General features: G+C 62.2%; 29 protein-coding genes and 1 pseudogene. 15 read left to right on the forward strand and 15 right to left on the reverse strand.

Annotated features, from left to right (window positions below):
- Window positions 1-88: 88 nt before the first annotated feature.
- The gene (locus tag NKH19_RS13490) at window positions 89-787 is read left to right on the forward strand and encodes a cobalamin B12-binding domain-containing protein (RefSeq protein WP_126069400.1); all 699 of its coding nucleotides are present in this window, start codon (window positions 89-91) and stop codon (window positions 785-787) included.
- Window positions 788-877: 90 nt separating this feature from the next.
- Here NKH19_RS13490 and NKH19_RS33545 read toward each other — a convergent pair whose 3' ends face one another.
- Complete coding sequence (locus NKH19_RS33545; protein WP_502910928.1) at window positions 878-1018, reverse strand: EncA/B family entericidin; 141 nt, start codon at window positions 1016-1018, stop codon at window positions 878-880.
- Between the two features lie 63 nt (window positions 1019-1081).
- On the opposite strand from NKH19_RS33545, the gene NKH19_RS13500 reads away from it, so the two are divergent.
- Window positions 1082-1714 (forward strand): DUF1638 domain-containing protein, encoded by a 633-nt coding sequence (locus NKH19_RS13500; protein ID WP_352867499.1) that lies wholly within the window; start codon window positions 1082-1084, stop codon window positions 1712-1714.
- Here NKH19_RS13500 and NKH19_RS13505 read toward each other — a convergent pair.
- The gene (locus NKH19_RS13505) at window positions 1711-2082 is read right to left on the reverse strand and encodes an NAD-dependent epimerase/dehydratase family protein (protein WP_352867497.1); all 372 of its coding nucleotides are present in this window, start codon (window positions 2080-2082) and stop codon (window positions 1711-1713) included. The two genes, NKH19_RS13500 and NKH19_RS13505, sit on opposite strands and share 4 nt — an antisense overlap.
- Complete coding sequence (locus NKH19_RS13510) at window positions 2016-2621, reverse strand: NAD-dependent epimerase/dehydratase family protein (RefSeq protein ID WP_352867495.1); 606 nt, start codon at window positions 2619-2621, stop codon at window positions 2016-2018. The genes NKH19_RS13505 and NKH19_RS13510 overlap by 67 nt, the downstream gene beginning before the upstream one ends.
- Before the next feature lie 114 nt (window positions 2622-2735).
- On the opposite strand from NKH19_RS13510, the gene NKH19_RS13515 reads away from it, so the two are divergent.
- The 9 genes from NKH19_RS13515 to NKH19_RS13555 all read left to right on the forward strand — a co-directional run bounded on the left by NKH19_RS13515 (window position 2736) and on the right by NKH19_RS13555 (window position 11204).
- Window positions 2736-3311, forward strand: a complete 576-nt coding sequence (locus NKH19_RS13515) for a DUF4893 domain-containing protein (protein WP_352867493.1) — start codon at window positions 2736-2738, stop codon at window positions 3309-3311.
- Between the two features lie 94 nt (window positions 3312-3405).
- Complete coding sequence (locus tag NKH19_RS13520) at window positions 3406-4185, forward strand: formyl transferase (RefSeq protein ID WP_352867492.1); 780 nt, start codon at window positions 3406-3408, stop codon at window positions 4183-4185.
- A 304-nt stretch (window positions 4186-4489) separates the two neighbouring features.
- The gene (locus NKH19_RS13525) at window positions 4490-4792 is read left to right on the forward strand and encodes a virulence factor (RefSeq protein WP_027034742.1); all 303 of its coding nucleotides are present in this window, start codon (window positions 4490-4492) and stop codon (window positions 4790-4792) included.
- Entirely contained in the window at window positions 4785-5396 is a 612-nt protein-coding gene (locus tag NKH19_RS13530; protein ID WP_352867490.1) for a methylenetetrahydrofolate reductase C-terminal domain-containing protein, read from the forward strand. Before NKH19_RS13525 ends, NKH19_RS13530 begins: the two co-directional genes overlap by 8 nt.
- Window positions 5393-6484, forward strand: a complete 1092-nt coding sequence (locus tag NKH19_RS13535; protein ID WP_352867487.1) for a methylenetetrahydrofolate reductase — start codon at window positions 5393-5395, stop codon at window positions 6482-6484. The genes NKH19_RS13530 and NKH19_RS13535 overlap by 4 nt, the downstream gene beginning before the upstream one ends.
- An 81-nt stretch (window positions 6485-6565) precedes the next feature.
- Window positions 6566-7540, forward strand: coding sequence for a methyltetrahydrofolate cobalamin methyltransferase (locus NKH19_RS13540; RefSeq protein ID WP_352867486.1), 975 nt, complete (start codon window positions 6566-6568; stop codon window positions 7538-7540).
- A 10-nt stretch (window positions 7541-7550) separates the two neighbouring features.
- The gene (locus tag NKH19_RS13545) at window positions 7551-9644 is read left to right on the forward strand and encodes an ASKHA domain-containing protein (protein WP_352867483.1); all 2094 of its coding nucleotides are present in this window, start codon (window positions 7551-7553) and stop codon (window positions 9642-9644) included.
- A gap of 186 nt (window positions 9645-9830) precedes the next feature.
- Complete coding sequence (locus tag NKH19_RS13550; RefSeq protein ID WP_352867481.1) at window positions 9831-10016, forward strand: hypothetical protein; 186 nt, start codon at window positions 9831-9833, stop codon at window positions 10014-10016.
- Window positions 10017-10250: 234 nt separating this feature from the next.
- Complete coding sequence (locus tag NKH19_RS13555) at window positions 10251-11204, forward strand: alpha/beta hydrolase (RefSeq protein WP_352867478.1); 954 nt, start codon at window positions 10251-10253, stop codon at window positions 11202-11204.
- A 34-nt stretch (window positions 11205-11238) separates the two neighbouring features.
- Here the strand turns inward: NKH19_RS13555 and NKH19_RS13560 are convergent, their stop codons facing one another.
- Entirely contained in the window at window positions 11239-12138 is a 900-nt protein-coding gene (locus NKH19_RS13560; protein ID WP_352867476.1) for a LysR substrate-binding domain-containing protein, read from the reverse strand.
- Between the two features lie 219 nt (window positions 12139-12357).
- Between NKH19_RS13560 and NKH19_RS13565 the strand changes: the two genes are divergently transcribed.
- The 4 genes from NKH19_RS13565 to NKH19_RS13580 all read left to right on the forward strand — a co-directional run bounded on the left by NKH19_RS13565 (window position 12358) and on the right by NKH19_RS13580 (window position 14484).
- Window positions 12358-12543: a hypothetical protein gene (locus tag NKH19_RS13565; RefSeq protein ID WP_032930657.1), complete on the forward strand. Its 186-nt coding sequence runs from the start codon at window positions 12358-12360 to the stop codon at window positions 12541-12543.
- A 338-nt stretch (window positions 12544-12881) separates the two neighbouring features.
- On the forward strand, window positions 12882-13016 hold the full coding sequence (locus NKH19_RS13570) for a hypothetical protein (RefSeq protein ID WP_013531161.1): 135 nt from the start codon (window positions 12882-12884) through the stop codon (window positions 13014-13016).
- Window positions 13017-13360: 344 nt separating this feature from the next.
- A complete protein-coding gene (locus NKH19_RS13575; protein ID WP_352867678.1) occupies window positions 13361-14299 on the forward strand; it encodes a GlxA family transcriptional regulator in 939 nt (312 codons plus the stop codon).
- Complete coding sequence (locus NKH19_RS13580) at window positions 14227-14484, forward strand: type II toxin -antitoxin system TacA 1-like antitoxin (RefSeq protein WP_352867473.1); 258 nt, start codon at window positions 14227-14229, stop codon at window positions 14482-14484. Before NKH19_RS13575 ends, NKH19_RS13580 begins: the two co-directional genes overlap by 73 nt.
- A gap of 10 nt (window positions 14485-14494) precedes the next feature.
- On the opposite strand, the gene NKH19_RS13585 is transcribed toward NKH19_RS13580, so the two are convergent.
- The 11 genes and pseudogenes from NKH19_RS13585 to NKH19_RS13635 all read right to left on the reverse strand — a co-directional run bounded on the left by NKH19_RS13585 (window position 14495) and on the right by NKH19_RS13635 (window position 25917).
- Window positions 14495-15277: an ABC transporter ATP-binding protein gene (locus NKH19_RS13585; RefSeq protein WP_352867471.1), complete on the reverse strand. Its 783-nt coding sequence runs from the start codon at window positions 15275-15277 to the stop codon at window positions 14495-14497.
- Window positions 15274-16045 (reverse strand): annotated as a pseudogene (locus NKH19_RS13590) (ABC transporter permease). Before NKH19_RS13590 ends, NKH19_RS13585 begins: the two are co-directional and overlap by 4 nt.
- An 85-nt stretch (window positions 16046-16130) precedes the next feature.
- Complete coding sequence (locus NKH19_RS13595) at window positions 16131-17081, reverse strand: ABC transporter substrate-binding protein (protein ID WP_352867466.1); 951 nt, start codon at window positions 17079-17081, stop codon at window positions 16131-16133.
- Window positions 17082-17243: 162 nt separating this feature from the next.
- Window positions 17244-17588 (reverse strand): peptidase inhibitor family I36 protein, encoded by a 345-nt coding sequence (locus NKH19_RS13600; RefSeq protein ID WP_352867463.1) that lies wholly within the window; start codon window positions 17586-17588, stop codon window positions 17244-17246.
- Window positions 17589-17744: 156 nt separating this feature from the next.
- Window positions 17745-18593 (reverse strand): DUF1194 domain-containing protein, encoded by an 849-nt coding sequence (locus tag NKH19_RS13605; protein WP_352867461.1) that lies wholly within the window; start codon window positions 18591-18593, stop codon window positions 17745-17747.
- An 88-nt stretch (window positions 18594-18681) separates the two neighbouring features.
- The gene (locus NKH19_RS13610; protein ID WP_352867459.1) at window positions 18682-21243 is read right to left on the reverse strand and encodes a GcvT family protein; all 2562 of its coding nucleotides are present in this window, start codon (window positions 21241-21243) and stop codon (window positions 18682-18684) included.
- A gap of 274 nt (window positions 21244-21517) precedes the next feature.
- The gene (locus tag NKH19_RS13615) at window positions 21518-21691 is read right to left on the reverse strand and encodes a hypothetical protein (protein WP_352867457.1); all 174 of its coding nucleotides are present in this window, start codon (window positions 21689-21691) and stop codon (window positions 21518-21520) included.
- Window positions 21688-22920, reverse strand: a complete 1233-nt coding sequence (locus NKH19_RS13620) for a hypothetical protein (RefSeq protein ID WP_352867454.1) — start codon at window positions 22918-22920, stop codon at window positions 21688-21690. The genes NKH19_RS13615 and NKH19_RS13620 overlap by 4 nt, the downstream gene beginning before the upstream one ends.
- A 23-nt stretch (window positions 22921-22943) precedes the next feature.
- A complete protein-coding gene (locus NKH19_RS13625) occupies window positions 22944-24374 on the reverse strand; it encodes an aspartate aminotransferase family protein (protein WP_352867675.1) in 1431 nt (476 codons plus the stop codon).
- A gap of 104 nt (window positions 24375-24478) precedes the next feature.
- The gene (locus NKH19_RS13630; protein ID WP_352867451.1) at window positions 24479-25486 is read right to left on the reverse strand and encodes an NAD-dependent epimerase/dehydratase family protein; all 1008 of its coding nucleotides are present in this window, start codon (window positions 25484-25486) and stop codon (window positions 24479-24481) included.
- On the reverse strand, window positions 25483-25917 hold the full coding sequence (locus tag NKH19_RS13635; RefSeq protein ID WP_352867448.1) for an EamA family transporter: 435 nt from the start codon (window positions 25915-25917) through the stop codon (window positions 25483-25485). The genes NKH19_RS13630 and NKH19_RS13635 overlap by 4 nt, the downstream gene beginning before the upstream one ends.
- Between the last annotated feature and the right edge of the window lie 68 nt (window positions 25918-25985).

Here is a 25985-nt window from a genome sequence, read left to right on the forward strand (position 1 = left end):
TGGATACATGCCCCTAGCGGGTTAGGAATGACCGTGAATATTTTGTGCTTTGCGACATGGTCGCGATGCCGGCAGGAGCTCGATACAAATGTCCGACGACGAGATCATCCTTTCCGAACTTTCCGACGACGAGTTGGTGCAGCAGATGCACGACGATCTCTATGACGGGCTGAAGGAAGAGATCGAGGAAGGCACCAACATCCTGCTCGAGCGCGGCTGGGTGCCTTACAAGGTGCTCACCGAGGCGCTGGTCGAGGGTATGCGCATCGTCGGCGAGGATTTTCGCGACGGCATCCTGTTCGTGCCGGAAGTGCTGCTGTCGGCCAATGCGATGAAGGCCGGCATGTTCATCCTGCGTCCGCTGCTCGCCGCCACCGGCGCGCCCAAGCAGGGCAAGATGGTCATCGGCACCGTCAAGGGCGACATCCACGACATCGGCAAGAACCTCGTCGGCATGATGATGGAGGGCGCGGGCTTCGACGTCATCGACCTCGGCATCAACAATGCGGTCGAGAAATATCTCGATGCCATCGAGCAGCACCAGCCCGACATCATCGGCATGTCGGCACTGCTGACCACGACCATGCCCTATATGAAGGTCGTCATCGATACGATGAAGGAAAAGGGCATCCGCGACGACTATGTCGTGCTGGTCGGCGGCGCGCCGCTGAACGAGGAATTCGGCAAGGCCGTCGGCGCCGATGCCTATTGCCGCGACGCGGCGGTGGCGGTCGAGACCGCCAAGGATTACATGAAGCGCAAGCACAACGTTCGCGCTTCGGCCTGAGCCGGCCGGCCCCGAAATGCCCCATGAAAAAAGCCGCGCCTTGCAGCGCGGCTTTTTTGTCCCCAGATGATGAGGAAGGCTGTGCGTGGATCAGGGCTTGGTAACGGTGTCCTCGACTGCCTTGGCCGTCGATTTGACGTCCTTGCCGACGCCACGGACGGTGTTCGCGCAAGCCGCAAGGGTCAAGGCGCAAGCCAGGATGGCAATCGGCGTGATGCGTAGCAGCTTCATGAACGGTGTCTCCCTCAACAGATAAATTAGCGCCACAACAACGAAGGCCGCTCGACTGGTTCCATGGCCAAGACGCAAAAAACGAAACCGAATCAAGACGACAGGCTGCTCGTTATCGCCTGTGGGATGATTGCGCGCGAAGTTCTGGCCGTCAAGGAACAGCTCGGACTGGATCACCTCGACCTGACCTGCCTGCCTGCGGAATTCCATTTCTATCCGGACCGCATCGCCCCGGCCATGGACAAGGCGATCGAAAAGGCCAGGGCGGAAGGCTACACCAACATCTTCGTCGGCTATGCCGATTGCGGCACCGGCGGCCTGCTCGACCGCATCTGCGAGAAGCACGGCGTCGAGCGCATGGCCGGCCCGCATTGCTTCGCCTTCTATCAAGGCATGGATGCCTACGCGAAGATCGCCGACGACGACATGATGTCCTTCTACATGACCGACTTCCTGTGCCGGCAGTTCGACGCCTTCTTCATGAAGCCTCTCGGCCTCGACAAGCACCCCGAGTTGATCAAGGACTATTTCGGCAACTACGAGAAGCTGATCTATCTCGCCCAGACCGATGATCCCGATCTCGACAAGGTCGCCGAAAAGGCCGCAAAGATGCTCGGTCTCGTTTACGAACGCCGCGCCACCGGCTATGGCGACCTGACGGCCGGAATGGCGCAGGCCGCCGCCGTCACCGGCTAGGCCGCCCGCAGTTCCGTTAGCACATCGGCAAAGCTCGTCTTGCAGACGAAACCCAGCCTGTCCCTCGCCCGCGACGCGTCGTAGACCCGGTCGATGGAGGAAAACATCGTCCAGCCTTTTCGCGCGTAAAGGGCCGGAAAATCCGGAAAATAGCGCGCGACGACGGATGGCGCATCGGCGATTAGCTCAGTGCAGTCTTCCGGTCGAAATGGCGTTGGCGCCGATACGATGAAAATATCAAAGCCGAGCTGTGGCGCCTTTTCCAGGGCAAGGATGTGGGCATCGGCCGCGTCCTCCACCGTCAACCGGCGAAACAACAGCTCATTGGCCTTGGTGTTGGCATCCGACTGCTCGATCCCATGCGCCATGTCGTCGGCTTCGGAAAGAAGCGCGCCGTGCGCAGCACCACCACCGGCAGCCCGTGCTGGACGTGATAGAGGCGGCAGAGATGCTCGGCCGAAAGCTTGGTGACGCCATAGATGTTGCGTGGCTCGGCCGACATTGCCTCCGTCAGCCATGCCGCCTTGCGCGCGCCACCGCTTAACCCGTCGCGTATCGCTTGCGAAATCATCAGCGAGGTCGTCGAGGTGAAAATGAAGCGCTGCACGCCGGCCGCCACCGCCGCGTCGAGCAGGTTCAGCGTGCCTTGCACATTGGTGGCGACGAAATCGCTGTTGGCGCGGCTCTCTATGTTGGGCTTGTGCAGCGCGCCGCTGTGGATGATCGCGTCGATCTGGTTGTCCCTGACCGTCCGCATGACAAGGTCGCGGTCGGCGATCGAGCCGATCATCCGCGTTTCCGCCGATGGCACCGGATCGAGCCCGGTGACATCGTGCCCAAGCGCGCGCAGCCGCGGCGTCAGCGCGCTGCCCAGCCAACCCGACGATCCCGTGAGCAAGATTCGCATTCGTCACACCATGATTTTTGACCGTGACGCTGTTAAGCACGGATGACAGGCGCCAACGACCCGATAAGTTATGCACCAGCCGGCGCTGCGCCAGACTTCAACCGGAGGCTTCCTATGACCCATCGCCCGCTGTTCGCCCTTGTCGGCTTGCTCTGCTGCACTCTTCCCGCCCTTGCCGATGGCGAGATACAGAAACTCATCACCGCCGCCGACAAGGCGCGACTTGACAAATATGGCGAGACCCGCAAGGCGGCGCTCGCCGAGGCGAAAGCGGGCGACCCCGCCGAGGTTAGACAACTCGACGCCTTGCTGGCGAAGCCGCTGGTGGCCTTCTCCGACAAGGATCTGACCGGCAACTGGCAGTGCCGCACCATCAAGGCCGGCGGATCTTTGCCGCTCGTCATCTATGGCTGGTTCAAGTGCAAGGTGATCGACGACGGTTCGGGCTGGCGGCTGGAAAAGATCAGCGGCTCGCAGCGCACCAAGGGGCGCTTCTTCGACGATGGCGAGAAACGTGCGATCTATCTCGGCTCCTTCTATGTCAACAGCGATCCGGCAAAGCCCTATGGCAGTGGTCCGCAAACCGACCAGATCGGCTATGCCTTCCGCAACAACGCCAAGGAATGGCGCATCGAATTCCCGGCGCCCTACTATGAATCGAAGCTCGACATCATCGAGTTCAAACGCTGACCGTGTATCGAAGAGCTGATCACCAAGGATTAACCCGAACGCCCTAGCATCCCGCCCATTGTCGAGAACGGGTTGCTTGGAGGGGGCAAGATCCATGGCAGCATCGGAATCCAGTACGCGGATCGTGGTCGTCACCGGAGGAGGCCAGCATGTCTGGGCGATCGTCAATGCGATCGCCGACCGCGTCGGCCCTGTCAGCGTTATTCTCGAAACGCCTGAATCCAAAAAGGAATTGCTGATTGGTCGCGCTCGCCGCCAAGGCTGGATCTCCGCCATCGGCCACCTCGGCACGATGGTGCTGAGCAGGCTTGGCAAGCGGCTCCTTGCCGGCCATGCCGCGCGGCTGATTGCTGAGGAGAGGCTCGAGGTCGAGCCGCGGCGAGGCCAGGAAATCATCCATGTTGCTTCCGCCAATGGGCCGGAGTGCCTCGAGGCAATCGAGAAGATCCGGCCTGGCGTTGTCCTGCTTAACGGCTGCAGACTGTTGTCGAAGGACATGTTGGCCCGGATGCCGTGCCCGGTGCTCAACTATCACGCCGGCATCACGCCGAAATACCGCGGCATGAATGGCGGCTACTGGGCGCTGACTTCAGGCGATCCGCAGAATTTCGGCACCACCGTGCATCTGGTCGATGCCGGCGTCGACACGGGCGGCGTGCTGAAACAGGTGCACGGGCGGCCGAAACGCGGCGACACCATCTCCAGTTACGCGCTTCGTCAGGCCGCGTTCTCGCGCGACATCTGCGTCGAGGCAGTCAGCGACGCGCTGGCCGGAAAACTTACCACCATCGACCCGGGCCTGCCGTCGCAACAATGGTATCACCCAACGATCTGGTTCTACCTCTGGACTGGCCTCAGAACCGGCATCTGGTAGCGCCTCCTTCTCCCGGATCCGCATGCCGCGCGCCGGCTTTTCCGACGCGTCGAACCTGCCGCCGGCTCGCGCCGCAAACGAATAAACCCACCTTTCATTTTACGACATCCAAATGCGTCGCTTTTGAATGCGCGCGCGTCGTCCCATAACAAGCGGCCCCACCGCGCTTCCGGCAATGCTCCGACACTGCATCGGCCCGAAAATCGGAATCGATCTTCGGAAAGCTCGACGCAGCAGATTGAAGTGGTAGAGCGTCCTTTGTGCGTCCAAGTGGACACAGGGCGCTCTACGGGAGTGAGAATTCATGGCCGATCTGATCGTCGTCTACTGGCGCGACATCCCTGCCCAGATCATCGTCAAGAAGGGTCGGCAGAATGCCAAGCGCGAACTGCCGCTGCGCTTCACCGAGGCGATCGACATGTGCGCCATGCGCACCGGCGCCGGCGGCACCGACGATTATCTGGCCGAATGGCGCAAGGCCGATCCCATTCCGGTCGGCGACGACCTCGAAGCCGAGGTCGAGAAGGCGTTCAACGACATCGACACCAAATACGACCGCGAGCGGCTGGTCGCTCTGGTCAAGGCGGGCGGCAAAGAAAATGTCTGACACCACCCCGGCGGTTACCCAGGCCACTTTGGTCAAGAAGGCAGCGCCGAAATCCGACTACAAGCCGGCCGACGTGTCGCCGCAGCGGCGCGTGCAGCGTTCCTTCGCGGTTCGGCTGTGGTCGATCAGGCATTCGCGATTGCTCGAATGGTTCTACGCCAAATTCGCCGACATGTTCCTGCTCCTCCATCCCCTGTGGAAGGGCATTGGCTACGGCCGCGTCGAAGGGCCGATCAAATTCGTCGAGAAGCGCGTCAAGGGCTTCATGTTCGACTGCCGCATGTGCGGCCAGTGCATATTGTCGTCAACCGGCATGTCGTGCCCGATGAACTGCCCCAAGCAGCTGCGCAACGGCCCTTGCGGCGGCGTCCGCGCCAACGGCAATTGCGAGGTCGAGCCCGACATGCCCTGCGTCTGGGTCAAGGCTTGGGAAGGCTCGCAGAACATGGTTCACGGCGACAAGATCCTGACGGTACAGAAGCCGGTCGACCAGTCTCTGCGCGAAACCTCGGCCTGGCTGCGGGTGACCGCGCAGGCCGCCGCCGCGCGCGAAGCCGCCGCTGCCGCCAAGAATGGCGCGGCGAACACCGGGGCATCGGCATGATCGGACGCCAGCGCGACGAGAACCCGGCTGGCATCCACCTGCCGCTCGAGCCCCTGCCCGGCCACACCTCGCGCGGCCGACTGGAGCGCGTGCTTCGGCGCGGCGAGTTCGCGGTGACGACGGAGCTCAATCCGCCCGACAGCGCCGATCCGGAGGACGTCTATAATCGCGCAAAAATCTTCGACGGCTGGGTCGACGCCATCAACGCCGTCGATGCGTCGGGCGCCAACTGCCACATGTCTTCGGTCGGCATCTGCGCACTGCTCACCCGCATGGGCTACGCGCCGATCATGCAGATCGCCTGCCGCGACAAGAACCGCATCGCCATCCAGGGCGACGTGCTGGGCGGTGCCGCGATGGGCGTCGCCAACATGCTGTGCCTCACCGGCGACGGCGTGCAGGCCGGCGACCAGCCCGGCGCCAAGCCGGTGTTCGACCTCGACTGCATGTCATTGCTCGAGACCTGCCGCATCATGCGCGACAACGGCAAGTTTCTGTCCGGCCGCAAGCTGACGACGCCGCCGCAGCTGTTCCTGGGTGCTGCGATCAATCCGTTCGCGCCGCCGATCGACTTCCGCCCGCATCGGCTGGGCAAGAAGATCGCAGCCGGCGCTCAATTCGTGCAGAGCCAGTATTGCTTCGACGTGCCGATGTTTCGCACCTACATGCAGAAGGTGCGCGATCTCGGTTACACCGAAAAATGCTTCATCCTGGTTGGCGTCGGCCCGCTCGCCTCGGCCAAGACGGCCAAGTGGATCCGCTCCAACGTGCCGGGCATCCATATCCCCGATTCGGTCATCAAGCGGCTGGAAGGCGCCCAGGACCAGAAGAAGGAAGGCAAGCAGCTCTGCATCGACATCATCAACGAGGTGAAGGAAATATCAGGCGTTTCCGGCGTCCATGTGATGGCCTACCGGCAGGAGGAATACGTCGCCGAGATCGTCGATGAATCGGGCGTGCTGAAGGGCCGCCAGCCATGGAAACGCGAGATCCGTCGTGACGACCAGATGGTTGCCGACCGGCTCGAAAGCATATTGCACGACGACATTACCGAAACGCAGGTGGACATGGTGAAGACCGCGCACTGACGGCGCGGAAGGCCCCCATTCGCTTGAACGAAAACAAACAACGATATAAAGAAATCTTTATATCATGGCGGAGAAGAATTCATGACCCGTACCATCGTCGCCTCGGCGACCCGAGAAATCATCATCGGCTTCGACCAGCCGTTCTGCGTGATTGGTGAACGCATCAATCCGACAGGCCGCAAGAAGCTGGCCGCCGAGATGATCGCGGGCAATTTCGAGACCGTCATCAGGGACGCGCTCGAGCAGGCAGCCTGTGGCGCCACCATGCTCGACGTCAATGCCGGTGTCACCTCGGTCAACCCGAACGAGACCGAACCTGGCCTTTTGGTGCAGACGCTGGAGATCGTGCAAGGGCTGGTCGACCTGCCGCTGTCGATCGACTCGTCGGTCACCGCCGCGATCGAAGCCGCGCTCAAGGTCGCCAAGGGCCGCCCGCTGGTCAACTCCGTCACCGGCGAGGAAGAAAAGCTCGAAGCCATCCTGCCGCTGATCAAGAAATACAATGTGCCCGTCGTCGCCATCTCCAACGACGAGACCGGCATTTCGATGGATCCGGATGTTCGGTTCGCCGTCGCCAAGAAGATCGTGCAGCGCTGCGCCGATTTCGGCATTCCGGCGCATGACGTTGTCGTCGACCCGTTGGTCATGCCGATCGGCGCGCTGGGCGATGCCGGCCGCCAGGTGTTCGCGCTGCTGCGCCGCCTGCGTGAAGAGCTCAAGGTCAACACCACCTGCGGCCTGTCCAACATCTCCTTCGGCCTGCCGCATCGCCACGGCATCAACGCCGCCTTCATCCCGATGGTGATCGGTGCCGGCATGACATCAGCCATCATGAACCCGGTGCGTCCGCAGGAAATGGAAGCCGTGCGTGGCGCCAACGTGCTGAACGGCACCGACGAGAACTGCACCAACTGGATCAGGACCTACAAGGACTACAAGCCGGCCGAAGGCGGCCAGGCGGTAGCTGCCCCTACGCAAGTCAATGCGCCGGGCGAAGGCGCCAACAACGGTGGCCGCCGTCGTGGTGGCCGTGAAGCCCGTATGGGTCGAGGATAAGCGCGCAATCGTGAATTCACCTGCAAACATCACCGACCCGCTCGTGCTGTTCATGCCGTCGGGCAAGCGCGGGCGGTTTCCTGTCGGCACGCCCGTGCTCGATGCCGCGCGCCAGCTCGGCGTCTATGTCGAAAGCGTCTGCGGCGGACGCGCCACCTGCGGACGCTGCCAGATCGAAGTGCAGGAAGGCAATTTCGCCAAGCACAAGATCGTTTCCTCCAACGACCACATCACGCCCAAGGGTGCCAAGGAAGAGCGCTATGAGCGCGTCCGCGGCCTGCCCGAACGGCGCCGCCTCTCCTGCTCGGCGCAGATCCTCGGCGACCTCGTCATTGACGTGCCGCAAGACACCGTCATCAACGCGCAGACCATCCGCAAGGATGCCGATACCAGGGTGATCGCCCGCGATTCAGCGATCCGCATGTGCTATGTCGAGATCGAAGAACCCGACATGCACAAGCCGCTTGGCGACCTCGACCGCCTGAAGATCGCGCTGATGCACGACTGGGGCCTGAAAAGCCTCGATTTCGATTTCTATCTGCTGCCGCAGGTGCAAGGCATCCTGCGCAAGGGCAACTGGACCGCCACCGCCGCCATCTACAAGGATGCCGACAGCGAGACCGCGCGTGTCGTGGCGCTGTGGCCCGGCCTCAAGAACGAAGCCTATGGCCTCGCCTGCGACATCGGCTCGACCACCATCGCCATGCATCTGGTGTCGCTGCTGTCTGGCCGCGTCGCCGCTTCGTCCGGCACGTCGAACCCGCAGATCCGCTTCGGCGAGGATCTGATGAGCCGTGTCTCCTATGTGATGATGAACCCGGACGGCCGCGAAGGCATGACGGTCGCCGTGCGTGAGGCGATCTCGGGTCTGGTCGACAAGGTCTGCGCCGAAGGCAATGTGCAGCGCAACGACATCCTGGATTCCGTCTTCGTCGGCAATCCGATCATGCACCATCTGTTCCTCGGCATCGATCCGACCGAGCTTGGCGGCGCTCCCTTCGCGCTGGCCGTTTCGGGTGCGGTTCACATCAAGGCATCCGATATCGGCCTGAAGCTAAACCAGGGCGCCAGGCTCTACATGCTGCCTTGTATAGCCGGCCACGTCGGCGCCGATGCGGCGGCCGTCACGCTGTCGGAAGGCCCGCACCGCCAGGACGAGATGATGCTGATCGTCGATGTCGGCACCAATGCCGAGATCGTGCTCGGCAACCGTGCGCGGGTCGTGGCTGCTTCTTCTCCGACCGGCCCGGCCTTCGAGGGCGCTGAAATATCCGGCGGCCAGCGCGCAGCACCCGGCGCCATCGAGCGCGTGCGCATCGATCCCGACACGCTTGAGCCGAAGTATCGCGTCATCGGCTCGGAGCTGTGGTCCGACGAGCCTGGCTTCCTCGACAGCGTCCAGGCGACCGGCGTCACCGGCATCTGCGGCTCCGGCATCATCGAAGTGGTGGCCGAGATGTATCTCGCCGGCATCATTTCCGAGGACGGCGTTATCGACGGGGGACTTTCGGCCCGCTCGCCGCGTGTCACCGCCAACGGCCGCACCTTCTCCTACGTGCTGAAGGAAGGCTCCGCCGTATTGAAGGAAGATGGGCCGAAGATCACCATCACCCAGACCGACGTCCGCGCCATTCAGCTCGCCAAGGCGGCGCTTTATGCCGGCACCAAGCTGCTGATGGAAAAGCAGAACACCGACCATGTCGACCGCATCCATTTCGCCGGCGCCTTCGGCTCCTTCATCGATCCGAAATACGCCATGGTGCTGGGCCTGATCCCGGACTGCGACCTCGACAAGGTTTCGGCGGTCGGCAACGCCGCCGGCGCCGGTGCCCGCATGGCGCTGCTCAATCGCGGCTATCGCCGCGAGATCGAGGACACGGTCAGCAAGATCGAGAAGATCGAGACGGCGCTGGAACCGAAATTCCAGGAGCATTTCGTTTACGCCATGGCGCTGCCCAACAAGGTCGACCCGTTCCCGAAACTGTCCGCGGCGGTGAAACTGCCGCCGCGCAAGACGGTCAGCGAGGATGGCGTTGCCGGCGACGCCGCGCCGCGCCGGCGCTCGCGCGAAGGCCACGAGGGGCGGCGGCGCGGGCGGGAATAAGCGGACGCGCCCAGACCGCCGCCTTCCAAACTCATTTGTATGCAAATGTTTCCGGATCGCCAGATCCGGAAACCGAAACACTGTTTTCGCGAAATCCATCCGATACATGGCAGGTGCATTTACCCGGGCATCGAACGGCGGCCGAAGATAATCCTCGGCCGCTGCCGTTCTTCAAGGGAGATGAAAATGTCGATGTTCGGAAATCTCGGTCGCTTCGGTGTGACCATCAGGCAGACCCACGCCAGGAACAAGGCGATCCGAGCGCTGAACAGCCTGCCGGCGCATGTCCAGAAGGACATTGGTTGGCCGGCATCGCCACCGAACGATCCGCAAGCCGGGCTTACCTCGCTGCTTCTGGGTACGCCGCGCTGATGACCTTCGCCGACAAATGCAAATTGCTTGGCATGCGCCGGGGATATCGCATGTCCCCGGCGACCACCGGCAACCGGCTGCGTGCCGCACTTCTGCCGCGCCGCTGACCACTGCGGCGCGGATCACACCACCGTGTAGACACAGCGCAAATCTTGACATTTTCCGCCACGGCACGATCTTCGGAGATAGCGGGGTTCTCTTAGTCGGCTTTAGCCGAAGTTCGTGTATCCGTGTATGCCAAGTTTGAAAAGCCACGTGGTGTCGTTTGTCCTCAGGCACAGCCGCAAGCAGGCGTTTGCCAGCCCGGAGAACCTGCAGCGCTGGATCGTTGCCGCGCGCAAGACCGAGAACCACCAGCCGCCTGCCTCATTGCATCAGCGTCTCGACATCGGGATGCATACGGTCGATGGCTTCCCCGTCTATGAAATCGCCCCCAGGGCCGGCGCGCAGAAGCGGATTTTGTATCTGCACGGCGGCGCCTATGTCTTTGAAATCACGCCCTATCATTGGCATCTGATTGCCGACATGGCCGATCGGCTGGGCTACGGCATCACGGTACCGATCTATCCCATCGCCCCCGAACATGACTTCCATGCCATGTTCGGCATGGTCGGCGACGTCTACCGTCAGATGCTCGACGAGACGGAGGCCGAAGACATCGTCTTCATGGGCGATTCCGCCGGCGGCAATATGGCCGTGGTGCTGACCATGATGGCTGCCGAAAAGGGCTTGCCGCCGCCGTCGCGGCATGTGCTGATTTCACCGGGCCTCGATATGTCGCTCTCCAATCCAAAGCTGTTCGAGGCCGAACGCAACGACCCGTGGCTCGGCATTCCCGGCGGCTTGGAAGCGATCCGGATGTACAGCGCCGGCATCGACCGCAGCGACTGGCATATCAGCCCGGTCTATGGCGATCTGTCGGTGCTGCCGAAAACGCTGCTCCTGACCGGCTCGCACGACCTGCTCAGTCCCGACAATCTTATCTTCGCCGAGAAAGCGCGTGCCGCCGGCATCGAAGTCGATGTCGTCTATGAGGAAGGCATGTTCCACGTCTGGCCGTTGATCGATATGCCGGAAGCACGCCGCGCCCGCCAACACATCGTCGCGTTTCTCAGCGAGAGCCGCTTGCCGGTCAGGCAAGATACGGAAACAAGGTTCGAGGCGCCCTCCGCCGAGGCGGCGCAATAGCGCTTTTCTCCTTGGACCCGGCGCTGCTGGCGGATCAGAACTTGCCGGTTTCCCGGAACACTTCGAAGGTCGCGCGGATGTGGTCGGCAACGGCCTTCACCGGCGCGCTGGCATCCGGTGCCACCACCATCGCCAGATTGTAGGTGCCGATGTCGGGCATGCCGTCCTTCGGGCAGAGTTCGACCATGTCGTTGCCGAGGAACGACTTCGGCAGTGGCGCCACTGCGAGATCGGACATGATCGCGGCGCGCTGGCCGGCCGTGTGCGCGCTCATATAGGCGATGCGGTAGTTGCGGCCCTCGCGGCCAAGCGCGTCAAGCGCTCCGGCGCGCCAGGCGCAGCCCTCTTCCCACAGCGATACCGGCAAGGGCTCACGCAGATGCGCGCAGCCGCCCTTGGCGCCGGCCCAGACGATCGGCTCTGTGAGCAGCACTTCGGCGCCGAGCGCGCTGGTCTTGTAGGAATTGGTGAGCAGCGTGATGTCGAGCGCGCGGTCGTCCATGCGCCGGCGCAGATTGCTGCTCTGGTCGATGGTGACGTCGACGGCGATCGACGGATGCGACTGCGCGAAGCGCTTCAGCACATGCGGCAGCACACGCTCGCCGTAGTCGTCCGGCGAACCGAGCCGCACCACACCGACAATCTCGGGAATGATGAACTTCGACACCACCTCGCGGTTGATCGACAGCAGCCGGCGGGCATAGCCGAGCAGCATTTCACCGTCCCTGGTCAGCGACACCGAGCGGGCATCGCGCGCGAACACCGAGCGGCCAAGGATATCCTCCAGCTTCTTGATCTGCATGGAAACGGCCGACGGCGTGCGGAAGACCGCATTGGCGGCAGTGGTGAAGCTGCCGGTCTCGGCAATCGCCACGAAAGTGCGCAAAACGTCGAGATCGAGCAATGGCAGTGGATGATTGAGCGGGGCGTTCATGGGAACCGACCTTCAATTTTTCTGATGCAAAACATCATTCCATTTCGTTTGATTGAACATCAGATTGAGAAGATAGTCAACTCCATCGAAGCAGGTAGCTGCCATGAGCGGCCATGACCACCACGACACAGACCTGCATTCGGCACGAAATGAAGTTGAAACAGACCCGACGTAACCAACTCGCTGTCTGGCACCCGCCAGCCGCCAAAGGAGAGTGAAATGTCTATCCTGTCGTCTCTTGGTCGCATCGCGACCGAATTCAGCGCGGCCCGTGCCCGCTACCAGACCGAACGCGCCATCCGCTCCCTGCCGATCGAACTGCAGAAGGATATCGGCTGGCCTGAAGCTTCCGACACCAAGACCGGTACTCGCAATGGCGTCGGATCATGGGCTGGAGCAAAGTAGATCGTGTGTACCATGTGCTGAAGGCCTGCCGCGCAACCCGCCCGGCAGGCCTTCTCTATTTTATTTGTATTCAAATGAGTTTCGGAGTCATGTCGCTCGCGCATGACGCATATGAGAAAGCCGCATAGCAGCTTCTGTTTCTAATTAGTTCATTGTAAACAATGGTAAATTTCGGGCATCTTGCCCAAATTTATCGCAATCGGTGTCGCATTTCATATCAAGCGCTTCGCATTTGCGATTTAGTTTTTGCTTACACAAGCCTATATCAGCGCCAGCAAACGAGCTGCCCCACTCCATCAAGCGAAGGCGACCCGTCTGAGCAACAAATGGAGATGATCATGAAGCTTTTTGCACGCCTCTTCGCCCGCCGCGAAATGAACCTGACCACCGCTCTCGAGCGCCAGCGCCTTGCCAACACCATGCCCGGCCAGACCGGCGCCATGAACGCGGCGCGCCTCGGTTTCGTCGCCTGAAGATTTCAAGGCAGCGCATCCCTGCCGCTGCTTTAAAACTGTAACGCCGCCTGGCTCCAGCCAGAGCGGCGTTTTTGTTCTGCCGCCGGCCGCACGCTGCCTGTCCTTTGACCAGCGGGATGCCACTTCCGGGGCTCGCTGCACGCCGATTGCCCATTTGCGACCCATGTCGCAAATTTAATCTTGTCCGGGCGGTGTAGCCGATTGACAGACATGGTTTTTCCTGATGTCGCTATGCTATTCGCGACATCCTGTTCGCGCCATGGCTGAGTGAGGCTCCCTTGAACGCCGTAAAGCATCCGATCAAGCGATCGTTTGTATTCTTCCTTGTTCCCGATTTCACCATGATCGCTTTTGCGACCGCGCTCGATCCCCTGCGCTCGGCCAACCGCATGCTCGGCTACGAGGCCTATCGCTGGCGTCTCGCCAGCATCGACGGCAAGCCGGTGCGCGCCTCGAACGGGGTCGAATGCGCGGTCAACACCTCGCTGGAGGATGAGCGCAAGAAGATGGCAGGCCCCGACCGGCCGAACATGGCCATCGTCTGCAGCGGCATCGATGTCGAGCGCTATCATAACAAGTCGGCCTTCGCCTGGTTACGCGAGGAATACAATCGCGGGGTCGCCGTCGGCGGCCTGTGCACCGGCGCGCACATCCTCGCCGCCGCCGGCCTTTTGTCCAACAAGCGCTGTGCCATCCACTGGGAGAACCTGCCGGGCTTTTCCGAGGCGTTCCCGAAGGCCAATGTCTTTGCCGACCTCTTCGAGATCGACCAGAACATCTATACCTGCGCCGGCGGCACCGCCGCGCTCGACATGATGCTGAAGCTGATCGGCGACGACTTTGACGAGAACCTCGTCAATCGCGTCTGCGAGCAGGTGCTGACCGACCGCGTGCGCAGTCCGACCGACCGCCAGCGCCTGCCGCTGCGCGCGCGCCTCGGCGTCCAGAACTCGAAAGTGCTGACCATCATCGAACTGATGGAAGGCAATCTGTCAGAGCCGCTGTCGCTGATCGAGATCGCCGACCATGTCGACCTGTCGCGCCGTCAGATCGAGCGGCTGTTCCGCACCGAGATGGGCCGCTCCCCTGCCCGCTATTATCTCGAAATCCGGCTCGACCGCGCCCGGCATCTGCTGATCCAGTCGTCGATGCCGGTGGTCGAGGTGGCGGTCGCCTGCGGCTTCGTCTCGGCCTCGCATTTCTCGAAATGCTACCGCGAACTCTACGCCCGCTCGCCGCAGCAGGAACGCGTCGACCGCAAGCAGTTGCTGGCGGCCTGATCAGGTGTCACGTGAGTAAGAGAACGACCCGATCCGAAAAACTGGCCGACCGGCGCAGCTTTCACCTCGACGCGAAGAAATGGGCTGCGTTTATGGCGGCTCTGGATGCCTCGACGCGTGACCTTTCACGCCTGAAACGCCTGTTGAGCGAGCCGAGCATCTTTTCCGATCGCGATCCAGCGTGAGCCAGGCGAACTACACCTGCGCCGTGCGCATCGCCTCGACCCGAATATCCTCGGTCAGCCGCGCCTTCAGCGCCGAGAATTCCGGGCTGGTCTTCAGCGTGTAGTGGCGCGGGTGCGGCAGGTCGATGGCGACATCCGACTTGATGCGGCCGGGCCGCGCCGTCATCACGATTACGCGCGAGGCCATGAAGATCGCCTCCTCGATGTCATGGGTGACGAACAGCACCGTCTTCTTGCGGCGTTCCCAGATGCCGAGCAGCAGTTCCTGCATCAGACCGCGGGTCTGGTTGTCGAGCGCGCCGAACGGCTCATCCAGCAAGAGTATCTCGGGATCGTTGGCCAGCGCCCGCGCGATCGCCGTGCGCTGCTGCATGCCGCCGGAGAGCTGCTTCGGCCAATGGTTCTCGAACCCCTTCAGCCCGACAAGGTCGACATAGGAGGCGACGATCCCATCCCGCTCCTTCTCCAGCATGCCGCGTTCGCGCAGGCCGAAGGCGATGTTTTCGGCAACCGTCAGCCAGGGAAACAGCGTATAGGATTGGAAAACCATGCCGCGATCCGGCCCAGGCCGGGTCACCGCCTTGCCGTCGAGCAGCACGCGGCCTTCGCTTGGCGCTTCGAGGCCGGCGACGATCCGCAGCAATGTCGACTTCCCGCATCCGGATGGCCCGAGGATGGTGATGAAGTCGTTGGCGGCGACCGCAAGGTCGATCGGCATCAACGCCTTGACCGGCTCTCCGCCGCTCACGCCGGCAAAAGTGCGCGAGACGCCCTCGATGAGAAGCTTGCTCACGCCAGGCTCCACGGAAAGAGCCAGCGGTTGAATGCCTTGAAGGCGAAGTCGGACAACAGCCCGATCAGCCCGATGACGATGATGCCGAAGATGATCTGCCCTGTCGCCAGCCGCGACTGGCTGTTGATGATCATGTAGCCGATTCCGGAGGACGAGCCGATAAGCTCGGCGACGATGACGTAGGTCCAGGCCCAACCGAGCACCAGCCGCAAAGTCTCGGCGATCTCGGGCGCATTGGCCGGCATGATCACCCGTTTGACGATGCCGTTGTTGGTTGAGCCAAGCGTATAGGCCGCCTCGACCAGGTCACGTCTTGTGCTGCCTACCTTGACCGCGACGATCAGGACGATCTGGAACACCGAGCCGACGAAGATGACGAGCAGTTTTTCCAGCTCGCCGATGCCGGCCCACAGGATGAGCAGCGGAATGAAGGCCGAGGCCGGCAGGTAGCGGGCGAAGGAGACGAACGGCTCCAAAAACGCCTCCACCGGCTTCGAGGCGCCCATCGCAATGCCGATCGGCACCGCGACGACCGACGCCAGCAGGAAGCCGCCGAAAACCCGCCAGATGGTGATCAGTATGTCGAGCCAGAAACGGTCCTCGACCAGCAGCCGCCAGCCATCCTTCAGCATCGACAGCGGATCCGCGAGGAAGATGCGGTTGACGTGGCCGCCGCGTGATCCACGCCCAGAAGGCGACGAACAGCACGAAGAAGGAAATGCCGAGCACGGTTCGGATGCCCGGCGAGACTGGATGCAAGGGGCGCATCGTCAAATCGTCCCCATCTTCGTCACTTGTCCATGAGAAGGCGACGGCGCCAGGCGGCGCCGCATGATGGTCAAAGGCAGCACCGTCAGTTCGACAACGCGCTGGTGTCGGCCAGTGTGGCGACGTCGGGCGCTTCCTTGATCAGCCCCATCTGCAGCAGAAGCTCGCCGGCGGTCTTGGAAAAATCCTGGAATTCCTTGGTGAAGAACTGCTTGTTCTCCGCCCTGTCGGCCCATTTCAGGTATTTCGCCGAATCCTCGAACTCCTTGGCCGACTGCTTCACGTCGGCGCCCATGGTCTCATAGGATTTCTGCGGATCACTCTTGATCAGGTCGAGCGCGTCGAAATAGCTGTCGGCCAGCGCCTTGGCGGCATCCGGATTGGCTTTGAGGAATTCGGGCGTACAGCCGACCGTGTCCAGCACCATCGGGTAGTCGAGCGTGGTTGCCAGGATGTGGCCCTGGTCGGACTTGTCGCGCACCGCCGAAATGAACGGCTCATAGGTCACCGCCGCATCGTTCTGCCCGGCGAGGAAGGCCTGCGCTGCCGCATCCGGCTCCAGATTGACGACGGTCACATCCTTGGTCGACATGCCGGCCTTGTTCAGCACCCAGGCGAGCATGAAATAAGGTGACGTGCCCGGCGCCGAGGACGCGACAGTCTTGCCCTTGAGGTCGGCGACGGTCTTGATGTCGTTGCGCGCGACGATGCCGTCGGCGCCATAGGATTTGTCGAGCTGGAATATCTGCTTTGTAGTAACCCCGCTGGCGTTCCACACCAGCCAGGTCTCGACCGTGGTGGCGGCGCATTGCAGGTCGCCGCTGGCGATGGCGAGCGGCCGGCTCGCCTGCGGCACCTTCTTCAAGGTCACATCCAGACCGTGCTTCTCGAAGATGCCTGCCTGCTTGGCAAGTGTCAGCGGCGCGAAGCCGGTCCAGCCGCTGATGCCGATGGTAACCGAGGTGGCGGCCATCGCCGGTGCGGACAAACCGGCGGCAAGCGTCAATGTTGCGGCGATAACGGCGATCCTAGTCATGTCAGTTCCCCTTTTGTTTTCGCTGAGGAAACTGTCTCACAGACGCCAATCGGCTTGTCAATGAACAGCTTGGTGAGGCAACCGCCGAGCCGGCGGCTGTAGTCAACTCTATCGGCGGCCCATCCCCGAAACGGGGCGGGCTGCCCGAAATCCAAATAGCCTTCAGTAGCCGTCGCAATAGCACTCCGCCGAGGAGATGCGGTCGTTCCAGTCGCTGCCGCCGAAATCGCGGATTCTGCGCCGGATCTCGATCGAACGGCCCCCCATCCGGGAATCCTCATAGGCAACGAGCGTGCAGCCGCGGCGAACGATCACAGACGAGACACGGTCGTTCCAGAACTGGCCGCCGCGAAAGTTCACGGAATCGTCGGACCCCATACCGATGGACCGCCCGCGAAAATTCGCGTGCTCGAACATCATGCAGGCGGGCTCGTCATTGTATTGGGCGCTGGCGCCGTCGGCAAAAAGCAGGGACGCGACAGCAGTTAGGATGGCTAGACGTTTCATCTTATGTTTCCTCCGTTTCGACCGCGGGTCCCTCCGGCTGGATAGCGCGGTCCGGCCAATTTGCCAATGCTTCGGCCGGCGTGGCAAGCCTGAAGCATGATCCCGAAAAGTGGAACCGGTTGTCGGAAAAAGATCATGCTCAAACTGAAAAGAGCTTTAGCGGCTGTCGAACATCCAGCTGCGGTTGCGCCACATTCTCTCACCGACCAGGCAGTCGGTGGCGGGTTCCGCCTGCGCCGGGACCACCGGCGGATGCGCGGCTTCTTCCGCCGCCCATTGCTGCGAGGCCGGACCGGCAAGTTCCAGCACCAGCTTGCGGCGGATGGCTTCGGGAAACTGCGTCCAGTCGTTGACCGGGATCATGAACGCTCCGGGGCCGCCGATTACGCAGTCGCTGTAATAGCGATCGAGATTGTTGACATCGTAGGCGCCTGTGAAGCCGCCTCGGGTCATTAGCGGCAGGCCGTTGATGACGATCCCTTGCTTGACCAGCCCGTCGCGGGTGAGGTTGACCGGCGCGCCCTGGTTGTTGGGACCGTCGCCTGAAATGTCGATCACCCGCTTGGTCCCCTGGTAGCCACTCTCGGCGAACAGGTCGTTGCCGAATTCCAGCGCGCCGGAGATCGAGGTGCGCCGTGCACTGTTGGGCGGCCGCGCGGATAATTGCGCAACCACCCGCTCCGCGTCAGCGCGGCTGGCGATCACAGTCCATGGCACGATGACGCGCTGCCAGTTGGTGCCGGCCCATTCGACATAGGTGACCGCGATCTTGCCATGGGCGCCATCGGCAATGGCCTGCAGCACATTGTCGTGCGTCAGCGCCGCTGCGTAGCCATGACGCTGGATCTCGAGCTCGTCCGGCGACATCGACAGCGAAACATCGACGGCCAGCACCAGCTCGACATCGACCGGCTCATCCGCGGCGGATATTGGCGTCAGCCAGAGCGTCAGCGCGAACGCGGCGCAGCCTGAAAGGAAATGTCTTGCGCGGGCAAAAGCAGACATTCCCCAAGGGTAAGCGAAAACAGCCCGTTTAAAAAGAGCAAAGCCCGGCCGATAGCCGGGCTTTGCGTTCGTTCACGGTCCTGCAGCATCAGCTGCGCGGCTTGAGGTTCTCCGGGTCGTAGAGCGGCTTGTAGCCGACAGCCGCTACTTCGACCGGATAGGTTTCGCCGAAATACTCGATGGTAAGCTTGCGGCCTTCCTGGGCGTACGCCCACGGCAAATAGGCGAGACCGATGTTCTTGCCGATGGTCGGGCCATAGGCCATCGAGGTGGTGAAGGACCGCCGACCGAGTTCGTCGACCAGCGTTTCGCCGGTCTTCGGATCCATCACCGGCATCGTGCCGACGGGATACCGGGCAACGCCTTTGGAATCGACGTTCTCGGTCATCACAAGCGTGCACAGCATGGCCGGCTGATGCTCGCGGGCGCGGTACTCGACATGCTTGGCCTTGCCGCAAAAGTCGTTTTCCTTGACCTTCGGCCGAGCCAGATCGGCTTCGAGCAGATTGTACTCGGTCAAAAGGTCGGCGTTCTGCAGGCGCAGGCTCTTTTCCATGCGGCGGGTGTTGGCATAAGTCTCGACACCGAACGGCATCACGCCGGTCGAGCGCAGGGCATCCCAGACGGCCAGGCCATCCTCGTAGCGCATGTGCAGTTCCCAGCCTTGCTCGCCGACATAGGAGATGCGGAAAGCGGTGACATCCTTGCCGCCGATCCTGACCGGCTTGATCGCCGCGAACGGGAAATTCCCATGCGAGAGCCCGTCCGGATTCTCGACAACTTTCTGCAGGGTCGCCCGGGCGTTCGGTCCCCAGATGCCGATGGTGACGTATTTCTCGGTCACATCGGTGATGGTAACGTCGAAACCTTTGTCCTGCGCGGTGCGGCGCATGTACTGGAAGTCGCGCGGGCCGGCGTCGGCGCCATCGATCAAACGACAGCGGTCGGCCATGCGGATGACGGTGAAGTCGGCGCGCACCATGCCTTCCTCGTCGAGGAAGTGGGTATAGATGCCCTTGCCGATGTTGTTGTCGCCGCCGATCTTGGCCGCGCAAAGCCATTCCAGCAACGCGACATGGTCCGGACCTTCGATGTCGTACATGGCAAAGTGAGACAGGTTGACGATGCCGCAATCCTCGCTCATGGCGAGATGTTCGGCATTTGAAACGCGCCAGAAATGTCGGTTGTCCCACTCGTTCTCACGCACCGGCACGCGGTTGCCGTATTTCTCCAGCAGATGCTCGTTGGCGGCATAACCATGGGCGCGCTCCCAGCCGCCCAGTTCCATGAAGTAGCCGCCGAGTTCCTTCTCGCGCTCCCAGAACGGCGAGCGCCGGATGTTGCGGGCCTTGGAGAACGGTTCGCGCGGATGCACGGCCGGATTATAGACCTTCATCGCCGTCTCTGTGCAGCGATCCCAGATGAACTGCTCCTTCGTCTGGTGCGGATAGAAACGCGCATAGTCTATGGCGTGATGGTCGATCGCGGTGCGGCCGTCGGTCATCCAGTCGGCGATCAGCTTGCCCATGCCGGGGCCGTCCTTAACCCAGATGGCGACGGCATACCAAAGGCCCCGCACCTTCTGGCTTTCGCCCATGGACGGGCCGCCATCGGCCGTCACCTGGAGAAGCCCGTTGAAGGAGTGGCTTTCATTGTAGCCGAGTTCGCCGAGGATCGGCGTCAACTCCATCGCGCGCTCGAGCGGCGCCAGGATCTGCTCCATGTCGAGATCGCGCTGCGAAGGTGAAAGCCGCGCCTGGTCCTTCTCCAGCAAATCGCGCGGGTGGCAGAGACGCGGATTGGTCTCTTCGTAATAGCCCCATTCGATCTGCCCGCCCTCGGCTGTCTTGGGGTCGCCGGTGTCGCGCATATAGGCAGAATTGCCCTGGTCGCGCAGCAGCGGCCAGCCGATCTCCTTGCCGGTGCCGGCAAACTCGTTGTACGGGCCGAAAAAGGTCAGCGGATGGTCGATCGGCATGACCGGCAGATCCTCACCGACCATTTCGGCGATCAGCCGGCCCCAGATGCCGGCGCAGACGACGACATAGTCTGCCTCGATGGTGCCGCGATCGGTCACGACGCCTGATATGCGGCCGTCCTTGACGATGAGCGACCTGGCGGGCGTGTTGGCGAACGACTTCAACTTGCCCGACGCTTCCGCCTGGTCGACCAGCTTGCCGGCGACGGTCTGCGAGCGCGGGATGACCAGACCAGCGTCGGGATCCCACAGACCGCCCTGCACCATCGCTTCTTCTATGAGGGGAAATTTTTCCTTGATCTCGGCCGGTTCGATCAGGCGCGCGCGCGTGCCGAACGCCTTGGCCGAAGCGATCTTGCGCTTGATTTCTTCCATGCGGCCATCGTCGCCGACGCGGGCAACTTCAAGACCGCCGATGCGCGCGTAGTGGCCCATCTTCTCGTAGAAATCGATGGAGTAGAGCGTCGTCCAGCACGACAGGAAATCGTGGCTGGTCGTGTAGCAGAAGTCGGAGGCGTGCGCCGTCGAGCCGATATCGGTCGGGATGCCGGATTTGTCGATGCCGACGATATCGTCCCAGCCGCGTTCGATCAGATGATGGGCGATCGACGCGCCGACAATACCGCCCAGGCCGACGATGACGACCTTCGCCTTTTTCGGAAACTCTGCCATTGTCCGCGACTCCAAAGTGATAAAGCGGGCGGACTATAGGGCGGAGCGGCAGGGCGAATGAAGCCTGTTTGCGACATTGGCAAAAAGCCGAGCGACCATAGGGTGAAATGGTTCACGTCGGGCGCCTTGGACGGTTCGCTTACCGAGCTGGGGCTAACTCAGGCGAACGCCCAGATGTCCTCGGCCTGGAAGCCGACCTGATAGCCTGAGGTCTTCAGCTTGACCACGACCTGGCCGACCTCGGCGGCCGAAAGCGCGCCGACCTCGACCTTGATCATGCCGGGGCGTTAGCGCTTGAGGTCGAGCTGTTCGAAGACAATCCAGTCGGCGCCTTCAGCGCCGCCCTGGCCAGGAACTTTGTGCCGCGCAGCGACGGCCCGCGATCGAGAACTCCCTTGGGAAGACCAAGCGACAGGGCAATTCGCGCCAGGCTGGATACCCAACTCATGACTTGTCTCCGGGAATGATTGGCAAGGCGACGCGATGCTGGCCATGCCCCAATGTTGCCCACAGAGCCATGAACGGTGTCGCCAGCAGCAGGAAGGATGGGATCAGATGCGGGAAATAGATGCGGGTGTCGTGAATCGGGAAGACGGTGAACTTCGCCAGCGCACCGAGCACCAGCGCCGCAAACAGGATGCCGGCGCGGCGATCGAGGCGGAAGCCGGCACGGCCGGCCGCATACCAGCCCGCCAGTGCCAGCACCGACACCCCGACCCAGCTGTTCAGGCTGACGGCGCGCAGCAGTGACGTGGCGAACGCCTTGAGATAGGCAGTGACCGAGAATGGCGGCGCGAACCCGTCCATATTGTACTGCTGCTCGATGCTGGAGAACCACAGATGCGGCCACCATCCAGGATGATGGGCCCAGTGCGAAATGGCGAAGTAGGCGACGAAAGAAGCCGCAAAGCCGGCCAGCGCGCCCCATGCCTTCTGCCGGAACACGACCAGCAGCACAGCGAAAATAGCAAGGAAAACAACGTTGTCGGGCCGCACCATGAAGGCGAGGAAGAGCAGGATCGCCGTTGCCACCTCGCGGCCGCGGACATAGGCGTAAAGCCCGCCCAGCAGCAGCGCCGAGCACAACAGGTCCGGCGTCGAGGCGCGCGCCGCATCGCCGAAATCGGCCATGATCAGCACCGCGCCGACCAAAGGCGCCAGGGCCAGAGCCCGCTCGGAGCGCAGCCAAAGCAGCGTGATCGCGCCAAACAGCAGCACGGAGAACACCGATACCAGGCGCATTGCCTCGACCGGCGACATCACCGCGCTCAGCGTCGACAGGATCTCGGCGTAGAGGAATTTGATCCGGTACATGCCAAGCAGCGAATGGAAGTCGGCGGCATTCTCCGTCATATGGCTGCGGAAGCCGCCGCCATCGTCGGTCAGCGCCTCGTAGTCAGCAGCCGAAACACCTGATTTGACCGTGTTGTAGGCGTAGTCATGCCGCGCCTGCGCATCGGGATAGGTGCCTTCCTCTGATATGGCGAGATAAGGCAGCATGTCCCAGTTGGCGTCTGGCATCACCCAGGCGGTGAACGCCGTCAAAAGGATGTAGAGCGCGAAGGCCGCCGCGCCAATCGGTGCCGCCAGCCGCGCATAGGTCCCCTCGCCCCACGCCAGACCGGCCCCGGCGAGCCGGTCGAGTGGGTTTTGCGGAGCGGGCGACTTGGTCAGCATCGTTGTACTCAGCGAGCTTCCTTTTAGCGGACTTGGCTTTTGACGAAGTCCTTGACGATCGACACGATGCCGCGCGACAGCAGGCTGTCGAAAGCATCGACGAAGCGGTCGACATGCTCAGGCCGGCAGATCAGCGGCGGCTCCAGCCGGATGACGTTGCGGTTGTATTCGGTGAAGGCGACCAGCACGTCATAGTCGCGCAGCAGCAGCGCACCGACAAAGCCCGACAGCGAGCCCTTCAGCTTGTCGTCGAGCACGCTGACGATAGGCCGCAGCACCATCGGCAAGGTCTGCGAGAAGTCGTGGAACTCAAGGCCGACCATAAAGCCTTTGCCGCGCACATCCTTGATGATCTTCGGGTATTTTTCCTTGAGCGCCTGCAGGCGCTGCAGCAGATAGTCGCCGGTGACGGCGGCGTTGTCGATCAGCCCCTCGTCATAGAGAACGTTGAGCCCTTCGATCGAGGTGACGCAGGCCTCGCCCATGCCGCCGAAGGTCGCCATGGCGTGGATCATTGCCGTCTTCGGCGTGCCATAGGCCTTCATGTAGACCTCGCGCCGCGCGATCATCGCGCCGACCGCTGCCTTGCCGGCGCCGAGCGACTTGGCCAGCGCGGTCACGTCGGGAATGACGCCGTAATGCTCGAAGGCATAGAAGCGGCCCGAGCGGCCGTAGCCGCACTGCACTTCGTCGGCGACCCACAGCACGCCATACTGGTCGCACAGCGCGCGCAGCTTCCGCCAGTATTCGGCCGGCGCCTGGATGATGCCGCCGCCGCCCTGGATGGTTTCGAGCACGATGACGCCAACCTCGGGGTCGGAACGGAACAGGCGCCCGACGGCTTCGATGTCGGCGAACGGAATGCGGACCGTGTTGTCCGCCACCTTGAAGTCGGCGCGATAGAGCTGGCCGTCGGTAATGCCCAGCACGCCCTTGGTCTTGCCGTGGAAGGAATTCTCGGCATAGACGATTTTCGGCCGCTTCGGGCCGGCGGCGCGCTCGGCGAGCTTCACCGCCGCTTCCATGGCTTCCGAGCCGGACGAGCCCAAAAACACCATGTCGAGATCGCCGGGGGAGCACTTCGCGATGTTGTGCGCGAGGGCCGCCGCGTATTGCGACATGAAGGCGATGGCGATTTCCTGGCGCTGCTCCTCCTGGAATTTTTTCCGTGCTTCCAAGATGCGCGGATGGTTGTGGCCGAAGGCCAGCGAACCGAAACCACCGAAGAAATCGAGGATCTTGCGGCCGTTCTGGTCGATGTAGAACATGCCTTCGGCGCGCTCGATCTTGATCTTGTGGAAGCCGAGCAGCTTCATGAAATGCAGCTGGCCGGGGTTGAGATGCGCCTTGAACAGGTCGGTCATACGGGCGACATCCATCGCCTTGGCCTGCTCGACGCTGATCAAATCGGGCTTGGCGATGGTGGCGGGCGACAGCGACGGCGCGCTGACCATGGTGCGCACGTTGGTCTGCTCGGGCTTGGCCATGACGGTCATTTCAATCTCCTGTCTGCGCGCACGACCAGGATCGGGCGCAACGAAAGCTGTTTTGCGAGCCGCTATTCGGCAGGCACATGTTTGGTGGCCACAGTGGGACCGGCTTTCCTGGCGCGGTACTCGCTGTAGGCGGCGATCAGCATGTCCTCGTCGCGATATTGCGGCACCCAGCCGAGCTGGCGCCCGGCCTTGGACACGTCGAGCACGCACTCCTCGTCGGCGATCAGATATTGTTCCGGATCCATGATCGGCATGTTCATGAGGTCGAGCAGGTCGAGCGTGCGCTTGACCGCCCACCCCGGTGTCGGGATCAGGATCGATTTCGAGCCGGCATGCCTGATCAGGTCGCCGAGCAATTTCTTGACGGGGGGCGGGTTGAGCGAACCCAGATTATAGGCCTCATCAGGCACGCCGGCTTTCCAGGCCGCGCGGGCAGCTTCCGCACAATCGAAAACAGAAATGAACTGATAGGGGTTTTTGCCCGAGCCGATCATCGGCACGGGTAAACTCCAGTCGATCAGCTTGAACAGTTTTTCGAGAATGCCGAGACGGCCGGGGCCGATGATCAGGCGCGGGCGAAACAGCGAGATCGACATGCCGCGCTTGCGCCATTCGGCGGCCAGTTCCTCGGTCTTCTGCTTCGACCAGCCATACTCGCCAAGCGGCGCGACCGGATGCTCCTCGGTCATCGGCTTGGTGACCGTGTGGCCGTAGATCATATCGGTCGTATAGTGGACGAGCTTGGCTGCGCCAGCTCTGTCCATGGCCTGCAGGATGTGCTCGGTACCGTGGAAATTCACCGGGAAGAAGAAGTCGTGCCGCTTGGCGCGCACCTGGATCGGCGACAGCATCTTGGCCGACAGATTGTAGACCATGTCGTCGGCCTTGAGCCCGACAGCCGCGATCGAGGCCGGATCGGTGACGTCGCATTGGATAAAGCCGACATTGCGGTAATGCGGCAGGTCGTTCTTGACGATGTCGGCGACGACAACCTCTTCACCATCGGCCACCAGCTTCGGGGCAAGGTGGCGGCCGACGAAACCGTCGCCGCCGAAAATCACATGTCTCATCGAACAGTCTCGTTTGCTTGGATCTTGTCGGGCGTGATGGAAGCCGTCTGGTCCGCATGTCCTCGCCCACTTTGGGCGATCAGCACCGTGCCGACGCAGATGCAGGCGATGCCAGCGATGCGCCAGCCATTGAGGTCCTCGCGGAAGACGAAATAGGCGAAGATGGCGACGGCCACATAGGCGAGGCTGAGGAATGGATACGCGAAGGAAAGCTCGACCTTGGACAGCACATAGAGATGCGAGGCCATCGAGATGACGAAAGTACAGAGGCCCAGGAACACCCATGGGCTGAAGACGATCTGCAACAGCTTGATGAGCGGATTGACGCCCTCGAACGAGATCGGCCCGAGCGACATCATGCCTTGCTTCAGCATCAGCTGTGCGGCAGCATTGGTCATGACCGTAAAGAGAATGAAGACGATGTATTTCATGTGTTCCAAGCCACCCCTTCGCGCTTCCTATTACAAACCCGCAAACATTTCGTGAAGCCGCAAGAATG

The organism is Mesorhizobium sp. M1338 (assembly GCF_040318045.1).
In the GTDB taxonomy this organism is placed as follows: domain Bacteria; phylum Pseudomonadota; class Alphaproteobacteria; order Rhizobiales; family Rhizobiaceae; genus Mesorhizobium.

Bases quoted from the DNA above. Each gene is read 5' to 3' on its own strand.
- NKH19_RS13490 (WP_126069400.1), top strand. From the start codon at position 89: ATGTCCGACGACGAGATCATCCTTTCCGAACTTTCCGACGACGAGTTG.
- NKH19_RS33545 (WP_502910928.1), bottom strand. From the start codon at position 1,018: ATGAAGCTGCTACGCATCACGCCGATTGCCATCCTGGCTTGCGCCTTG.
- NKH19_RS13500 (WP_352867499.1), top strand. From the start codon at position 1,082: ATGGCCAAGACGCAAAAAACGAAACCGAATCAAGACGACAGGCTGCTC.
- NKH19_RS13505 (WP_352867497.1), bottom strand. From the start codon at position 2,082: ATGGCGCATGGGATCGAGCAGTCGGATGCCAACACCAAGGCCAATGAG.
- NKH19_RS13510 (WP_352867495.1), bottom strand. From the start codon at position 2,621: ATGCGAATCTTGCTCACGGGATCGTCGGGTTGGCTGGGCAGCGCGCTG.
- NKH19_RS13515 (WP_352867493.1), top strand. From the start codon at position 2,736: ATGACCCATCGCCCGCTGTTCGCCCTTGTCGGCTTGCTCTGCTGCACT.
- NKH19_RS13520 (WP_352867492.1), top strand. From the start codon at position 3,406: ATGGCAGCATCGGAATCCAGTACGCGGATCGTGGTCGTCACCGGAGGA.
- NKH19_RS13525 (WP_027034742.1), top strand. From the start codon at position 4,490: ATGGCCGATCTGATCGTCGTCTACTGGCGCGACATCCCTGCCCAGATC.
- NKH19_RS13530 (WP_352867490.1), top strand. From the start codon at position 4,785: ATGTCTGACACCACCCCGGCGGTTACCCAGGCCACTTTGGTCAAGAAG.
- NKH19_RS13535 (WP_352867487.1), top strand. From the start codon at position 5,393: ATGATCGGACGCCAGCGCGACGAGAACCCGGCTGGCATCCACCTGCCG.
- NKH19_RS13540 (WP_352867486.1), top strand. From the start codon at position 6,566: ATGACCCGTACCATCGTCGCCTCGGCGACCCGAGAAATCATCATCGGC.
- NKH19_RS13550 (WP_352867481.1), top strand. From the start codon at position 9,831: ATGTCGATGTTCGGAAATCTCGGTCGCTTCGGTGTGACCATCAGGCAG.
- NKH19_RS13555 (WP_352867478.1), top strand. From the start codon at position 10,251: ATGCCAAGTTTGAAAAGCCACGTGGTGTCGTTTGTCCTCAGGCACAGC.
- NKH19_RS13560 (WP_352867476.1), bottom strand. From the start codon at position 12,138: ATGAACGCCCCGCTCAATCATCCACTGCCATTGCTCGATCTCGACGTT.
- NKH19_RS13565 (WP_032930657.1), top strand. From the start codon at position 12,358: ATGTCTATCCTGTCGTCTCTTGGTCGCATCGCGACCGAATTCAGCGCG.
- NKH19_RS13570 (WP_013531161.1), top strand. From the start codon at position 12,882: ATGAAGCTTTTTGCACGCCTCTTCGCCCGCCGCGAAATGAACCTGACC.
- NKH19_RS13575 (WP_352867678.1), top strand. From the start codon at position 13,361: ATGATCGCTTTTGCGACCGCGCTCGATCCCCTGCGCTCGGCCAACCGC.
- NKH19_RS13580 (WP_352867473.1), top strand. From the start codon at position 14,227: ATGCTACCGCGAACTCTACGCCCGCTCGCCGCAGCAGGAACGCGTCGA.
- NKH19_RS13595 (WP_352867466.1), bottom strand. From the start codon at position 17,081: ATGACTAGGATCGCCGTTATCGCCGCAACATTGACGCTTGCCGCCGGT.
- NKH19_RS13600 (WP_352867463.1), bottom strand. From the start codon at position 17,588: ATGAAACGTCTAGCCATCCTAACTGCTGTCGCGTCCCTGCTTTTTGCC.
- NKH19_RS13605 (WP_352867461.1), bottom strand. From the start codon at position 18,593: ATGTCTGCTTTTGCCCGCGCAAGACATTTCCTTTCAGGCTGCGCCGCG.
- NKH19_RS13610 (WP_352867459.1), bottom strand. From the start codon at position 21,243: ATGGCAGAGTTTCCGAAAAAGGCGAAGGTCGTCATCGTCGGCCTGGGC.
- NKH19_RS13615 (WP_352867457.1), bottom strand. From the start codon at position 21,691: ATGAGTTGGGTATCCAGCCTGGCGCGAATTGCCCTGTCGCTTGGTCTT.
- NKH19_RS13620 (WP_352867454.1), bottom strand. From the start codon at position 22,920: ATGCTGACCAAGTCGCCCGCTCCGCAAAACCCACTCGACCGGCTCGCC.
- NKH19_RS13625 (WP_352867675.1), bottom strand. From the start codon at position 24,374: ATGGTCAGCGCGCCGTCGCTGTCGCCCGCCACCATCGCCAAGCCCGAT.
- NKH19_RS13630 (WP_352867451.1), bottom strand. From the start codon at position 25,486: ATGAGACATGTGATTTTCGGCGGCGACGGTTTCGTCGGCCGCCACCTT.
- NKH19_RS13635 (WP_352867448.1), bottom strand. From the start codon at position 25,917: ATGAAATACATCGTCTTCATTCTCTTTACGGTCATGACCAATGCTGCC.